The organism is Nocardia wallacei (assembly GCF_029869545.1).
GTDB lineage: Bacteria > Actinomycetota > Actinomycetes > Mycobacteriales > Mycobacteriaceae > Nocardia > Nocardia wallacei_A.
Window position 1 is genome coordinate 45,813 of sequence record NZ_JARWQD010000148.1, and the last position, 14,121, is coordinate 59,933.

Consider the following 14,121-nt stretch of genomic DNA (forward strand, 5'->3'; position numbering starts at 1 on the left):
CCATGGGAGAGCCGCGCCGGTCGAACAGAGGACCGAGCGCCGCGGCAGGCAACCGTGCGGCGTTGCTGGCGGCCGCGCGGACCGTGCTCGCCGAGCGGGGATTCGACGCACCGCTCAGCGCGATCGCGCGGGCCGCGGGCGTCGGCCAGGGCAGTCTCTACCGGCACTTCCCGACCCGGGAGAGCCTCGCGCTGGCGGTGTTCGAAGACAATATCGCCGCGATCGAAACCCTCGCCGCCACACCGGAATCCACGCTGGAGGAGGTGCTGGCCGCGGTGATCTCCCAGCTCGCCGAGTCGATCGCACTGATCGAGATCATCGATCCGATGGCCGACGACATGCGGCTGGGATCGCTGCACGGGCGCCTGTCGGCGGTCTTCACCGCCAAACTCGACACCGCCCGCGCGACCGGGGCGATGCGGGCCGATGCCACCGTGGACGACCTGCTGCTGGCGCTGTCGATGTATGCCGCGCTACTCTCCCGGACCCCGGCCGCCGACCGCGGCTCCGTCGGCGCGCGGGCATGGGACCTGTTGCAGCGCAGCCTGTCCGGTGACGCCTAGCGAGGCTCCGGAGCGGCACCGGGCGGTCGCTCCCCGGGCAATTTGATTGCCGAGACGTACATCTCGAGCGTCGGGCGATACAGGTCGATATCGTCGAGGCGGCTGCCGAGCACCACGGAGTCGGTGGTGGCGATGAGGATGTGCGCGAACGTCGACGCCGGGATCAGCAGGGTCGCGCCGATGCGCTCGAGGCCCTCGGCGACGAAGGTCGCGACCGCCTCGACGACCTCCGCCCGCTTGGCCGCGACCCGTTGCCGCGCTTCGGGATTGCGGAGCAGATACAGGGTGAACTCGTGGCCCAGTGCCGCCTGCTCGGCGCCGCGGTCGGTGCCGAGCTGCCGCCAGCGCTCGGCGATCTCGTCGAGCTCGTTCGCGCCGATCTCGGTGGCCGCCGAGATCACCTCGGTGAAGGTGTCGAAGTACCGGCGCCAGTACCGGTCGCTCACCGCGAGGAAGAGGTCCTCCTTCGCGGCGAAATGCTTGTAGATGGCGCCCTTCGTGTAGCCCGCCGTGCGCGCGATGTCGTCGAGAGTCGCTGCCATGAAACCTTTTTCGGCGAACACCGCCTCGGCGGCATCGAGCAGCAGCGAACGCGTGTGCTCGAGGCGTCGTTCCACCGTCCACCGCTCGACCATGCCCCGCAGTCTACCAAGAGGATCCGAGAAAACCGTTGGTCTCTCAGATACCCGTTGGTATATTGGCCGAGTCGCCCGCCGCGAACGCGCGGATCCGAGCGCCGCACCGCAACATTCGAGAAGGAGACGGTGTCATGAGCGGACCGTCCAACAGCAAGAGCGCACACCTCGTCACCGAACCCGTCGGCGACGTGGCCTCGCTGGGTTCCCAGGTTCAGTCCAAGTCCAAACCCGTCCGGATCTGGGCCGTCCTCGGCGGCCTGATCCTGGCTTTCCAGCTGTACGTATGGATCCGGTGGATCACCGGGCCGTATTTCGAACGGGTGCCCGCCGGGCCGAGCGATCCACCGACGGCGATGAAGACCATCCTCATCATCTGGACCGCCGTGATCATCGCCGGTCTGCCCGTGGGCATCTATTACTTCATCGTCCGTCCCTGGCGGCGGGAACGGCGCATCACGCTCGACGGCATGCTGCTGGTCGCGTGCGGTTTGCTGTTCTTCCAGGATCCGCTGCTGAACTACTTCAACACGTGGAGTACGTACAACACCTGGATGTGGAACATGGGCTCGTGGGTGCTGCATGTTCCGGGGTGGCGATCGTTCGGGGAACCGGGCGCCATGATGGCGGAACCGGTGTTGATGAATGCGCCCGGATATTCCTACGGCGTGCTGCTGTGCACGATCCTGGGCTGCTGGGTCATGCGCCGCACCAAGGCCCGCTGGCCGCGGATCAACAATGCCGGACTGATCGGCGTGCTGATCGTGTGGACGTTCTTCTTCGATTTCGTCATCGAGGGCTTGTTCCTGATGCCGATGGGGCTGTTCACCTATCCGGGCGCCATTCAGTCGCTGTCGATCAACGCGGGCACCTACTACCAGTGGCCGATCTACGAGGGGCTGATGTGGGGCGGCGTGCAGGCGGGCCTGTGCGCGCTGCGCTACTTCACCGACGACCGCGGCCGCACCTTCGTGGAGCGCGGGCTCGAACGCATTCAGGGCGGGTTCGTGAAACAGCAGTTCACGCGCTTCCTGGCGATTTTCGCGGCGTGCAGCACGTTCTTCTTCGTGTTCTACAACATCCCCGCGCAATTCTTCGCCATGCACGCCGAGCCGTGGCCGGAGGACGTGCAGAAGCGCTCGTACTTCGACATGGGCATCTGCGGTGAGGGGACGGGCCGGTTGTGCCCCGATCCCGTTCTCCCGGTCCCCGGCAACGACACCGCCTATATCGACCCGAACGGCAATGTCGTGGTGCCGGAGGGCAAAGAGCTTCCGAAAATCGTTCCGTTCGATCGGGGAAATTGATGACGCTGACCAATAGCCATGCCGCTCCCACCGCGCCCGTATCGCCGCCGTTCTACCGGGCGATCGGCGACGAGGTGGAGGTCTTCCACGCCGCGGCCCGCCGCGGCCTGCCGGTGCTGCTCAAAGGCCCCACGGGATGCGGGAAGACCCGTTTCGTGGAGGCCATGGCGGCCGAACTGGGCCGTGAGTTGATCACCGTCGCCGGGCACGAGGATATGACCTCGGCGGATCTGGTGGGCCGATTCCTGCTCAAGGGCGGCGAAACCGTGTGGGTGGACGGGCCGTTGACGCGCGCGGTGCGCGAGGGCGCGATCTGCTATCTCGACGAGGTGGTGGAGGCGCGCCAGGACACCACCGTGGTGATCCACCCGCTCGCCGACCACCGCCGCGAACTCCCGGTCGATCGGCTCGGCACCACCTTGTCGGCCGCGCCCGGATTTCAGCTGGTGATCTCCTACAACCCCGGCTATCAGAGCGTGCTGAAGAACCTCAAGGAGTCGACCCGCCAGCGGTTCGTCGCCATCGAACTCGGCTTCCCGCCCGCCGAGATCGAGACCGAGGTGGTCGCCCACGAGGCCGAGATCGACGCCGAAACGGCCGCCGCGCTGGTCACTTTGGGCAATGCCATCCGCAACCTGGACGGCTCGCCCCTGCGGGAGGTGTCGTCCACGCGCATGCTGATCCTCGCCGGTGGCCTCGTCGCGGAGGGGCTGAGCCTGCGCGCCGCCGTCCAGTCCGCCGTCGTGCAGGCGCTGTCGGACGATCACGAGGTGATCCGCGCGCTCGGCGAGCTCGTCGACGCCGTCCTGCCCCGGTCATGACCGCGGAACCCCTTGGCCCGGAACGGTTCCGGCTGCTCGCCACCCTCGTCGCCGGTCGGTCGATCGAGGTCGCGCGGGCACCGGCCGGGGTCCCGGCGCACACCAACGGCCAGGTCGTCTTCGTGTCGGCGGACGGATCCCTCGCCGAGCAGCGCCGCGAGATGCTGCTGCAGGCCGGGCTGCTCGGCGCGGGCAGCCTCGCGGACCGGTGGGTGAAACCACTGCGGGCACGCCCGTCGGTGGCGCGGCGCTATCTGGCGCTCGAGGGCCGTCGCGTCCTGGCCGAGCTCGCCGAAAGGTTCCCGCTCGCAGCCGATCTCGACCCCGGGCCGCCCGTCACCGCGACCGCCGACGAGTCGCTGCGAGCAGCCCGCGGCCGCGGCCCGGTCGAGGATCCACCGGACTGGTTCGGGGTCATCAAGCCGTCCCGGCTGCTCGCGCCCGCCGAGGGGCCGGGCGCGCGGGCCACCGACCAGGAGCTGCGCCTGGAATTCGATCCGCTCGACGTGCCCGAGGACGAGGACGACGGCGACACCGAACAGTCCGGGGAGAGCAAGATCGCCAAACTGTTCGAGAACCCGCTGTTCGGTTCCCGCGCCCTCATGGACTACTTCCGAAAACAGCTCGGCAGCAAGCGATCTCCCGGAGACGGGCCCGCCGGTGCCGAGGCGCAGGTCCGTGCCGTGCGCCGGGCACGCATGGTCGGGGCGCACGCCCGGCCGCTGCCCACGCAGATCCGTTTCACCGACGACGACAAGCCCGGCGCCGCCGTCGGCGTGGGCGGGGCCCTGTATCCGGAGTGGGACGTCCACCACAACCGGTACCGGCCCCAATGGTGCCGGGTCATCGACTTCCCGCTCACCGTCGACGCCGACATCTCCGCCGCCGGTGTGCCGCGCGACGAGGTACTGCGGCGGCGCTTGGCCCGGATCGGGCTCGGCCCCAAGGCTTTTCGCGGCCGACCCGACGGCGACGAACTCGATCTGGAGGCGCTCATCGAGCTGTTCGTCGATCTGCGCTCGGGCTTCTCACCACCGGAGAACGTGTACCTCGAGCGCCGCAAACTCGACCGCAACCTCGGCGTGCTCATCCTGCTCGATGCCTCCGGTTCGGCCACCGACACCGATCCCGACGGACTCGCCGTGCACGACCATCAGCGCCGGGCGGCGGCCACGCTCGCCCTCACGCTGGAGGAACTCGGCGATCGCGTCGCCGTGTACGGCTTCCGGTCGCACGGCCGCCACGCGGTCCATCTCCCGGCGATCAAGACGTTCGGGCAGCGGTTCAGTGCCGTCGGACGGGCCCGGCTCAACCAGCTGCAGCCGTCGAACTACACCCGGCTCGGCGCGGGGATCCGCGGGGCCGGTGAAATCCTCAAATCCGATGCGGGAACGGAGAATCGGCTGCTGATCGTGCTGTCGGACGGATTCCCCTACGACGACGGTTACGAGGGCCGGTACGCCGAGGCCGACGCCTACAAGGCGCTCGAGGAACTGCGCGCCGACGGCGTCGCGTGCCTGTGCCTGTCGATCGGCGCCGGGACCGACACCGAGGCCCTCGAGCGCGTGTTCGGCTCCGCGAGCTGCGCGAGCGCCGCCACCCTGGCCGAGCTGAGCCCGCGCATGGACGAGCTGTTCCTGTCCTCCCTACGGGAACTGAGCGCGCCCAAACCCGTTCCGGGATAGGGAGGCTCGAAACCCGTTCCGGGATAAGGCTTCACACCGTCTGGCGCTCTCCTTCCAGCTCGCGCAGGAAGGTCTCGATCAGCCGGATCACCTCCTCGTGCCCGGCGTCGACATCGAATGCCTCCTCCATCCGCAGGAACCGGGAGATGCTGGACATGAGCAGCACCACCGCGGCGGGCGTGTAGGTCGCGGATTCGTAGCCGTAGTCCGCGAACACCTTGGTCACCGCGTCGAGCTGCAGCGTGCGAAACCGCCGGGAGGACTCGACGATCTCGGCGCGGATCGCCTTGCGGTGGTTGGCCAGCGCGACGAATTCCATCGTCAGCGCGGTCTGCGACTGATCGTGGATCGCCTCCCACAGCGCCCACAGCGGCTGCGGCGAGTCCAGCGCCTCGACCTGCAGCCGATAGCTGCGGTCGGCGCCGCGGCGGAACAGCTCGGCGAACAGGTTGTCCATGGTGCCGAAGTAGTAGTAGACGAGGGCGGAATTGGCGCCGGCGCGGGCGGCCAGGCGCCGCGTGGTCACCGCGGCGTAGCCCTCCTCGAGCATGATCTGCTCCGCCGCGTCGAGAAGCGCAGCGCGCGTGGGGGAATTCTCGGGGTCGGCGCTGCGGCCCGGTTTCATGCTGGCCTCCTGAGGCTGTTGACAGTCACCGACAGTCTGCCGTATATGTTAATCACTCGCCTAATTTAGGCAGTCGATTAACTTCCGGGAGCGGCGCTTCCCCCGATGTCCCGCGGCCTCGACGTGGAGCACCCGCGTGAGAAAGAGCAGCCCGAAACATGAGTAACCCCAAGGACTTTCGCAACCGGCCGGACCGAACCACAACCAGCGGCGGCCGGGTGGCGGTCGTCACGGGCGGCGCGTCCGGGATGGGCGCCGCCATCTGCCGGACCTTCGCCGAGCACGGCCACCGCACCGCGATCCTGGACATCGACGGCGACGGTGCGCAGCGCACCGCCGAGCAGCTGCGGTCCGGCGGCGGCGAGGTCATGGCCTGTGAGGTGGACGCGACCGACCGCCGCAGCGTCGAGGAGTCGCTGCGCAAGGTGCGCGCGGAGTTCGGCGCCGTCGAAATCCTCGTCACCAGTGCGGGATTGGTGGGATTCGCGCCCTTCACCGAGATCTCGCCGGAGCAGTGGCACCGCGTGGTCGATGTGAATCTGACGGGGACCTTCCACTGCGTGCAGGCCGCCATCCCGGACATGACGGCCGCCGGATGGGGACGCATCGTGACGATCTCCTCGTCCAGCGCACAGCGCGGCTCGCCGGGGATGGTCCACTACACCGCGTCCAAGGGCGCGGTCGTCGCGATGACCAAGGCGCTGGCCCGCGAGTACGCCGCCCGTGGCATCACCGTCAACACCATCCCGCCCTCGGGGATCGACACCCCGATGTCCCGGCGGTCCCAGCAGGCCGGGCACCTTCCCGACAACGCCACCATGGCCGGGGCGATCCCCGTCGGGCACCTGGGCACCGGCGACGATATCGCCGCGGCCTGCCTGTTCCTGTGCTCGGACCAGGCGGGCTACATCACCGGCCAGGTCCTCGGCGTGAACGGCGGGGCCGTCATATGACCGGAAACGGAGGACGCACCATGACTCGAACCACCACCGCGCAGCAGTGGGCCAAGCCCGCCGAAGGCACCTGGACCGAGCACTACCCCGAACTCGGCACCGCACCCATCTCGTTCGAGGACTCGGTATCGCCCGAATTCTTCGAGCTCGAGCGCGAGGCGATCTTCAAGCGCGCCTGGCTCAATGTCGGCCGCATCGAACAGCTTCCGCGCACCGGCAGCTATTTCACCAAGGAGATCGAGGCCGCCCGCACCTCGGTCATCCTGGTCCGCGACCGCGCGGGCGACATCAAGGCGTTCCACAATGTGTGCCGCCACCGCGGCAACAAACTCGTCTGGAGCGAATTCCCGCGCGAGGAGTCCGCGGGCACCTGCCGCCAGTTCACCTGCAAATACCACGGGTGGCGCTACGGGCTCGACGGCGCGTTGACCTTCGTCCAGCAGGAAGGCGAATTCTTCGACCTGGACAAGGAGGAATTCGGGCTCGTCCCCGTGCACTGCGACGTGTGGGCCGGATTCGTCTTCGTCAATCTCGACCCGCACCCCCGCCAGACGCTGCGGGAATTCCTGGGGCCCATGATCACCGGTCTCGACGGCTACCCGTTCGAGGAGATGACCGAGTGGTACGAGTTCACCGCGGACAACCAGAGCAACTGGAAACTGTTCGCCGACGCGTTCCAGGAGTACTACCACGTCCCGGGCCTCCACCCGCAGCAGATCCCCAACGCGGTCCGGACCGGAAAAGGCTTCGAGTGCGCGCACTTCCAGGTGGACGGGCCGCACCGGATGGTGTCCACCGGCGGCGCCCGGCGCTGGACGCTGCCGCCCGAGTACATGTACCCGATCGAGCGCATCACCCGCAGCGGCCTGGTCGGGCCGTGGGAGTCACCGGATCTCGGCGAGATGCCGCCCGGGCTGAATCCGGGGCGCGTCGAGCCGTGGGGTATCGACAATTTCCAGATCTTCCCCAATATCGAGATCCTCATCTACCGCGGCTGGTATCTGCTGTACCGCTACTGGCCGACCTCCTACAACACCCACCGCTTCGAGGGCATGCTGTGCTTCCAACCGGCCCGCAGCGTGCGCGAACGGGTGGAGCACGAGGTGGCGTCGGTGGTGTTCAAGGAGTTCGCGCTGCAGGACGCGGGCATGCTCACCGGCACCCAGACCGCCCTGGAATCGGCCTACCGCACCGCGGGGCTGTCCAGCTTCCCGGTCAACGATCAGGAGATCCTGGTCCGCCACTTCCACAAGGCCGTCGCCGACTGGGTCGACGCGTACCGGCTCGACCGCGCGGAGGTGTGAGCACCGTGGCCGAGAAACTACTCCCCCCGGAGTTCGCGGAGTTCGAGAAGTTCGCGCACACCTGGTGTCTGCCCACGGAATCGCAGCGGTGGGCGCGGCGGATGGCCAGCACCATGCCGGAGCTGGTCACCTTCCACGACGCGTTTCTGCCGCGCCTGGACGAGGCCATCGCCTACTGCGACAAATTCCCGCTCGACGAATTGCCCGAGGACGCACTGCATCTGCTGCATCTGGTCTATTCGCTGGTGATGGTCGCCATGGCGGTCGAGATATTCCAGCAGCCCAAGCCCACCGACAGCGCGGATGCCGAAATCCACCGCGTGCGCGAGCCGCTGCCTTGATCCCCGGGGCCGGAAGGACATTCGAATGACGATCACCATCGACAAACTCAGCCACGACGTCGGCGCCGCGGTGACGGGCATCGACAGCACCCGCCTGCTCGACGACGCCACCGTGGTGGACACGATATTGCATGCCTTGGAAACCCATGGGGTACTGGTGTTCCGCGGCCTGCACCTGGCCCCGGAGACCCAGGTGGCGTTCTGCCGCAAGCTCGGCGAGATCGACACCGAGCCCGGCCACCATCCGGTGCCCGGCATCTACCTGGTGAGCCTCGACACCACCAAGAACTCCTCGGCCGGATATCTGCGGGCGACGTTCGACTGGCATATCGACGGCTGCACGCCGCAGGACGACGCCTACCCCCAGATGGCCACCATGCTCACCGCCAAGGCCGTCGCCGCGACCGGCGGGGAAACCGAATTCGCCTCCACCTACCGGGCATTCGACAGCCTGACCCCGGCCGAACAGGAGCGCTTCGCCGATCTGCGCGTCGTGCATTCGCTCGAGGCATCCCAGCGCCTGGTCACCCCCGACCCCACCCCCGAGCAGCTCGCGGTCTGGCGGCGGCGCCCGGTCAAGGAGCACCCCCTGATCTGGACGCACAAGTCCGGGCGCCGCTCGCTGGTGCTCGGCGCCTCGACCGATCACGTCGTCGGCATGGACGCCGAGCAGGGCCGGGCACTGCTGGACGATCTGCTGCATCGCTGCACCGCACCCGAGCGGGTCTACCGCCACGAATGGTCGGTCGGCGACACCGTCCTCTGGGACAACCGCGGCGTCATCCACCGCGCGGCCCCGTACGAGCCGGGATCGCCGCGAGAAATGTTGCGCACCACCGTCCTCGGCGACGAACCGATCCGATAACAGGAGTACACCATGCCTCGTTGGCCCAAGCCCGCCGAGGGCAGCTGGACCCAGCACTACCCCGAACTCGGCACCGCGCCGATGTCCTACGACGACTCCATCACCCCGGAGTTCTTCGAACTCGAACGCGAGGCCATCTTCAAGCGCGCCTGGCTCAATGTCGGTCGCGTGGAACAGCTTCCGCGCACCGGCAGCTACTTCACCAAGGAGATCGCCGCGGCGCACACGTCGGTCGTCGTCGTGCGCGACCGCGAGGGAAACATCAACGCCTTCCACAACATCTGCCGCCACCGCGGCAACAAGCTCGTGTGGAACGAACTCCCGCGCGAGGAGGTCTCCGGCACCTGCCGCCAGTTCACCTGCAAGTACCACGGCTGGCGCTACAACCTCGACGGCGCACTGGATTTCGTGCAGCAGGAGGAGGAATTCTTCGACCTGGACAAGGGCCAGCTCGGCCTCGTGCGCGTGCACTGCGAGGTCTGGGCGGGCTTCATCTTCGTCAACCTCGCCCCGCGGCCCGCGCAGACGCTGCGAGAGTTCCTCGGCCCCATGGTCACCGGGCTCGAGGGCTACCCGTTCGACAAGCTCACCCAGCGCTTCTGCTACCGCTCCGAGGTCGGCGCCAACTGGAAGCTGTACATGGACGCGTTCCAGGAGTTCTACCACGCGCCGGTGCTGCACGGTAAGCAGACTCCGGACAACTACTCCATCGCCGCCCAGCAGGCCGGATTCGAGGCGCCGCACTACCGTCTCGACGGCCCGCACCGGCTGGTGAGCACCTCCGGCGTGGTCACCTGGGAACTCGACCCGGAGATGCGCAAGCCGATGGAGGACATCACCCGCAGCGGGCTGTTCGGCCCTTGGGACACACCGGATCTCGGCGAGATGCCGCCCGGCCTGAACCCCGCCGGCTGCGACCCGTGGGGCCTGGACTCGTTCCAGCTGTGGCCCAACTTCGTGATCCTGATCTGGTCCGGCGGCTGGTATCTGACCTATCACTACTGGCCGACCTCGCACAACACCCACACCTTCGAGGGCAATCTCTACTTCCCGCCCGCCCGCACCGCACGCGAACGGGTCGCGCACGAGATGGCCGCGGTGACGTTCAAGGAGTACGGATTGCAGGACAGCAGCACGCTGGAGGCGACGCAGATGATGCTGGAATCCCGGGCGGTCACCGCCTTTCCGCTCAACGATCAGGAGATCCTGCTGCGGCATCTGCACAAGGTGGCCGGGGACTGGGTCGGCGAATACCGGCGCGAGCGCGCGGAGGTGGCACCGCGATGACCGGCACCCTGCTTCCCGCGGAATTCGCCGACCTCGAGCCGTTCGCCGAAACCTGGTGCCTGGCAAGCGAATCCGAGCGCTACGCCCGGCGCCTGGCCAGCTCCATGGACGATATGCAGCGGTTCTACGACGCGATCACGCCCCGCGCCGAGGAGGTGATCGCCTACTGCGACAAGTTCGCGCTCGACGACCTGCCCGACCAGGTGCAGAACCTGCTGTACCTGCTGTATTCGATGATCAACGTGTCGTTCCCGGTGGAGGTGTGGAGCCAGCCCAGGATCCCCGACACCGGCGCCGCGGCGCTCGACTGCGTCATCGAGCCGATCCCATGAGCGCGCCCGCCACCGTCCTGCGCGCCGCGCGCTGGGTCGACACGGACACCGGCGTGGTGCATTCGCCCGCCGAGATCGTCGTGGAGGATGCCGTCATCACCGCGGTCGATCCACCGCACTTGCCGCCCGGCGCAAGGGTTGTCGAGCTGGGCGACGTCACGCTGCTGCCCGGGTTGATGGATATGGAGATCAACCTGCTCATCGGCGGACCGGACAACCCGTCCGGGCTGCCGAACGCGATGCACGGCGTGCAGGACGACCCGGTCTACCGCACGCTGCGAGCGACCATCAACGCGCGCACGACCCTGAACGCCGGTTTCACCACCGTCCGCAACCTGGGGCTGATGGTGAAGACCGGCGGCTACCTGCTCGACGTCGACCTGGGCCGCGCGATCGATCAGGGCTGGGTCGAGGGCCCCCGGATCATCGCGGCCGGGCACGCCATCACGCCGACCGGCGGGCACCTCGACCCCACCATGTTCCAGCGCCTCGCCCCGCACATCATGCCGCTCAGCGTCGAGGAGGGTCGCGCCAACGGCGTGCCACAGGTCCGCGAGTGCGTGCGGTACCAGATCAAATACGGCGCGGAGGTCATCAAGATCTCGGCGTCCGGCGGGGTGATGTCGCACGGCACCGTCGCGGGCGCCCAGCAGTACTCCGACGAGGAACTGGCCGCGATCGTCGACGAGGCGCACCGCGCCGGGGTCCGGGTCGCCGCGCACGCCCACGGCGACGCCGGTATCCGCGCGTGCGTCCGCGCCGGGGTGGACTGCATCGAGCACGGGTCGCTGGCCTCCGACGACACCATCACCATGATGGTCGACCACGGCACCTTCCTGGTACCCACCAGCTACCTGTCGGAGGGGCTGGATGTGTCGAAAGCCGCTCCGGCACTGCAGAAGAAGGCCGCCGAGGTCTTCCCGAAGGCACGCGAGACCCTGCGCAAGGCGATCGCCGCCGGAGTCCGGATCGCTTGCGGCACAGACGCACCCGCCGTTCCGCACGGCGACAACGCGAAGGAACTGTGGGCGCTGGTGGATCGCGGCATGACCCCGGCCCAGGCCCTGCGCGCCGCGACCGTGACCAGCGCCGAGCTCATCGGCGCCGACGACCGCGGCCGCCTCGCCCCGGGGCTGCTCGCCGACATCATCGCCGTCCCCGGCGATCCCACCAGCGACATCACGACCGTGCAGGACGTGCGGTTCGTCATGAAGGACGGGGCCATCGTCAGGAACGACACCGTCACCATGGAGGCCACAACGGTCCCGGCTTGACTCGGCCACCGCACCACCGGAATTCTCGGGGGAATGCCCCTACCTCCACAGACCTCGGAGCCGCTCGAGTATGTCACGGACGTGCTCGACGACATGGCCCGGCACGCGCCGGAGCGTCGCATCATCGATGATCCCGAGGCCGCCGCGACGATCATCGACGCGGAGATCCGGTCCCGGTTGACCGCGGTGTTCGACCGCTTCGGCGGGACACCGGCCATTCTCCTCAGCGGGGGTGTCGACTCCATCTATGCGGCCGCCGTCGCCGTCGATCTGGGCCATCGGCCGCACGCCCTCACGGTCGTCACCGACGGCGGCACCGACCGCGACAATGCCGCGGCCGCCGCGGGCGCGCTCGGAATACCGCACGAGGTAATACATCTGACGCCCGGCGAGGTGGCCCGGCTGGCCGAGGACGTGATGGAACGCATCGGCATCGCGGAACTGTGGGAGGTCACCGCGGGCATTCCCCTGCTCGCCGCCCGCAGCAGCCTCGAGAAAATCCCCGGGCTGGGCGCGGTGCTGTCCGGCAACGGCGCCGACGCCATCCTGGCGGGCGGCAAGCGCCTCGCCCACCCCCTCGACTCCGCCGAGGCGTGCGCGCAACTCGACGCGCTGATCCGGGCCGAGTCGGTCGCGAACTTCCGCTACCACCGCCTGGTCCCGCACTTCTACCCCGCCCTGCTGGGCGGCACCGCCGCACAGCTGGTTCAGGTCTTTCAGACCGTGCGATGGTGGCAGATCGCCGAACAGTTCGCGCCCCCTGCGCTTTTCGGTGACCACGACGGCCGGGCCGTCGACAAGTTCGCGCTCCGCCTCGCGTGCGAGCGCCGGCTTCCGCGCAGCGTCGGGCACCTCGCGTGGGCGGCCAAGTCACCGATCCAGCGATCGTCCGGGCTGGTGGGCGCATTGGCCCGGGCGGCACGCCACTGGGCGGCCGGGCAGCACGGCGCGCGGACCTACACCGACCCGGTGTCCGACGACCCCGAAACCCTCGCGGCGCGGCTCTATCTGGCGATCCTCGACCGTCACGGCGGACGCGCCATCGAGCCCGGTCCAGCCATCGGGACGCGGTGATCGGACGACCGAATAACTAGGTTACTGTAGATCGATGGAAAGGACGGGCCGGGACGCGGCGGCGAAGATCATCGACACGGTGCTGGGGCTGCTCGAGTCCGACGGGTACGACGCCGTCCAGCTGCGCGAGGTGGCCCGCCGCGCGCGCGTGTCGCTGACCACGGTCTACAAGTTGTATCCGACGCGGGACGAGCTGATCCTCGCCGCCGTCGAGCACTGGATGGCCACCCACATGTTCACCGAGATACCGGAGCCGCCCGCGGACGAGAGCCTGCGGGACGGGATCATGCGGATGCTGCGCTACGTCTTCGAGCCGTGGGAGCGCCATCCGCGCATGCTCGAGGCCTACCACCTGGCCCGAACCGGTCCGGCCGCACAGCGACTCGACGCCCAGGGCTTCGATGCCGTCCTGCCCGCCATCAGCCCCCTGTTCGCCAACGTCGATCCGGAATACGTGGCCGACGTGGGGCTGGTGCTGACCAATATGGTGCACGCGCTGATCGGCCGCTTCGCCGCCGGCGCCATCGAGATCACCGAGATCCTGCCCGCGCTCGACCGCATCGTCTACCGCCTGACCACCAACAACGAGCCGCTCGCCGCCCCCGCGCTCACCCAGCGGCCGCAGCCGGGCACCGTGCAGCCGCTGGTGCTGCGGCCGTCGTTCATCTCCCCGTACGACCCGGGACCGGGAACAACCGACACCGACTGATCGCTGTGGCATCTCACGATGCCGACCCCGGACGACGCCCTCAGTAACTATGTTACTGTCCTCTCGGATGCCCGGACATTACCCGGGCACGGTATCCGCGCGCCCACGCCACCAGCGGTTCGGGCGATGCGATGAACCCGATCCGGCGGTGAGCGTACGGGCGCGGCGCTGCGAGAACCGCAGCCCTGCCCCGCCGTCCGCGTGCACCGCCTCCGCACAGAAAGAAACCCATGCAGCCACCCCACCGGCGCGGGGGGGCGGCCCCCCCCCCCCCCCCCCCGCCCCAGGGGGGGCCCGCGCGGCCGCGGGGGCGGGGGGCCCCCCCCCCCCCGCCCGGCCGGGGCCC

At 68.7% G+C, this 14,121-nt stretch carries 15 protein-coding genes; 13 read left to right on the forward strand and 2 right to left on the reverse strand.

The features are described 5' to 3' along the window. Positions 1–2: 2 nt before the first annotated feature. Positions 3–563, forward strand: coding sequence for a helix-turn-helix domain-containing protein (locus QH290_RS12055; protein WP_280268862.1), 561 nt, complete (start codon positions 3–5; stop codon positions 561–563). Here the strand turns inward: QH290_RS12055 and QH290_RS12060 are convergent. After that, entirely contained in the window at positions 560–1,198 is a 639-nt protein-coding gene (locus QH290_RS12060) for a TetR/AcrR family transcriptional regulator (protein ID WP_280268861.1), read from the reverse strand. The genes QH290_RS12055 and QH290_RS12060 overlap by 4 nt on opposite strands. Positions 1,199–1,332: 134 nt before the next feature. Between QH290_RS12060 and QH290_RS12065 the strand changes: the two genes are divergently transcribed. From QH290_RS12065 to QH290_RS12075, 3 genes are read left to right on the forward strand one after another with little or no spacing between them, the layout of a single operon-like run. Beyond that, the gene (locus QH290_RS12065) at positions 1,333–2,505 is read left to right on the forward strand and encodes a spirocyclase AveC family protein (RefSeq protein ID WP_280382876.1); all 1,173 of its coding nucleotides are present in this window, start codon (positions 1,333–1,335) and stop codon (positions 2,503–2,505) included. After that, positions 2,505–3,326, forward strand: a complete 822-nt coding sequence (locus tag QH290_RS12070) for a CbbQ/NirQ/NorQ/GpvN family protein (protein ID WP_280382877.1) — start codon at positions 2,505–2,507, stop codon at positions 3,324–3,326. Before QH290_RS12065 ends, QH290_RS12070 begins: the two co-directional genes overlap by 1 nt. Then, complete coding sequence (locus QH290_RS12075) at positions 3,323–5,011, forward strand: nitric oxide reductase activation protein NorD (protein ID WP_280382878.1); 1,689 nt, start codon at positions 3,323–3,325, stop codon at positions 5,009–5,011. Before QH290_RS12070 ends, QH290_RS12075 begins: the two co-directional genes overlap by 4 nt. Positions 5,012–5,042: 31 nt before the next feature. Here QH290_RS12075 and QH290_RS12080 read toward each other — a convergent pair whose 3' ends face one another. After that, complete coding sequence (locus tag QH290_RS12080) at positions 5,043–5,636, reverse strand: TetR/AcrR family transcriptional regulator (protein WP_280268857.1); 594 nt, start codon at positions 5,634–5,636, stop codon at positions 5,043–5,045. Positions 5,637–5,794: 158 nt separating this feature from the next. Between QH290_RS12080 and QH290_RS12085 the strand changes: the two genes are divergently transcribed. From QH290_RS12085 to QH290_RS12125, 9 genes are read left to right on the forward strand one after another with little or no spacing between them, the layout of a single operon-like run. Then, positions 5,795–6,589 (forward strand): SDR family NAD(P)-dependent oxidoreductase, encoded by a 795-nt coding sequence (locus tag QH290_RS12085; protein ID WP_280382879.1) that lies wholly within the window; start codon positions 5,795–5,797, stop codon positions 6,587–6,589. Positions 6,590–6,609: 20 nt separating this feature from the next. Then, complete coding sequence (locus QH290_RS12090; protein WP_280268855.1) at positions 6,610–7,893, forward strand: aromatic ring-hydroxylating oxygenase subunit alpha; 1,284 nt, start codon at positions 6,610–6,612, stop codon at positions 7,891–7,893. A 5-nt stretch (positions 7,894–7,898) separates the two neighbouring features. Further along, entirely contained in the window at positions 7,899–8,234 is a 336-nt protein-coding gene (locus QH290_RS12095; RefSeq protein ID WP_280268854.1) for a hypothetical protein, read from the forward strand. A gap of 25 nt (positions 8,235–8,259) precedes the next feature. Further along, a complete protein-coding gene (locus QH290_RS12100; protein WP_280268853.1) occupies positions 8,260–9,099 on the forward strand; it encodes a TauD/TfdA dioxygenase family protein in 840 nt (279 codons plus the stop codon). 12 nt (positions 9,100–9,111) lie between these two features. Then, entirely contained in the window at positions 9,112–10,386 is a 1,275-nt protein-coding gene (locus tag QH290_RS12105) for an aromatic ring-hydroxylating oxygenase subunit alpha (protein ID WP_280268852.1), read from the forward strand. Further along, positions 10,383–10,718 (forward strand): hypothetical protein, encoded by a 336-nt coding sequence (locus QH290_RS12110; protein ID WP_280268851.1) that lies wholly within the window; start codon positions 10,383–10,385, stop codon positions 10,716–10,718. Before QH290_RS12105 ends, QH290_RS12110 begins: the two co-directional genes overlap by 4 nt. After that, the gene (locus tag QH290_RS12115) at positions 10,715–11,992 is read left to right on the forward strand and encodes a metal-dependent hydrolase family protein (protein WP_280382880.1); all 1,278 of its coding nucleotides are present in this window, start codon (positions 10,715–10,717) and stop codon (positions 11,990–11,992) included. Before QH290_RS12110 ends, QH290_RS12115 begins: the two co-directional genes overlap by 4 nt. A 33-nt stretch (positions 11,993–12,025) precedes the next feature. Next, positions 12,026–13,066 carry an asparagine synthase-related protein gene (locus QH290_RS12120; RefSeq protein ID WP_280268849.1) on the forward strand — a complete coding sequence of 347 codons (1,041 nt, stop codon included), beginning with the start codon at positions 12,026–12,028 and terminating at the stop codon, positions 13,064–13,066. A gap of 34 nt (positions 13,067–13,100) precedes the next feature. Further along, the gene (locus QH290_RS12125; RefSeq protein ID WP_280268848.1) at positions 13,101–13,775 is read left to right on the forward strand and encodes a TetR/AcrR family transcriptional regulator; all 675 of its coding nucleotides are present in this window, start codon (positions 13,101–13,103) and stop codon (positions 13,773–13,775) included. Positions 13,776–14,121 lie beyond the last annotated feature (346 nt).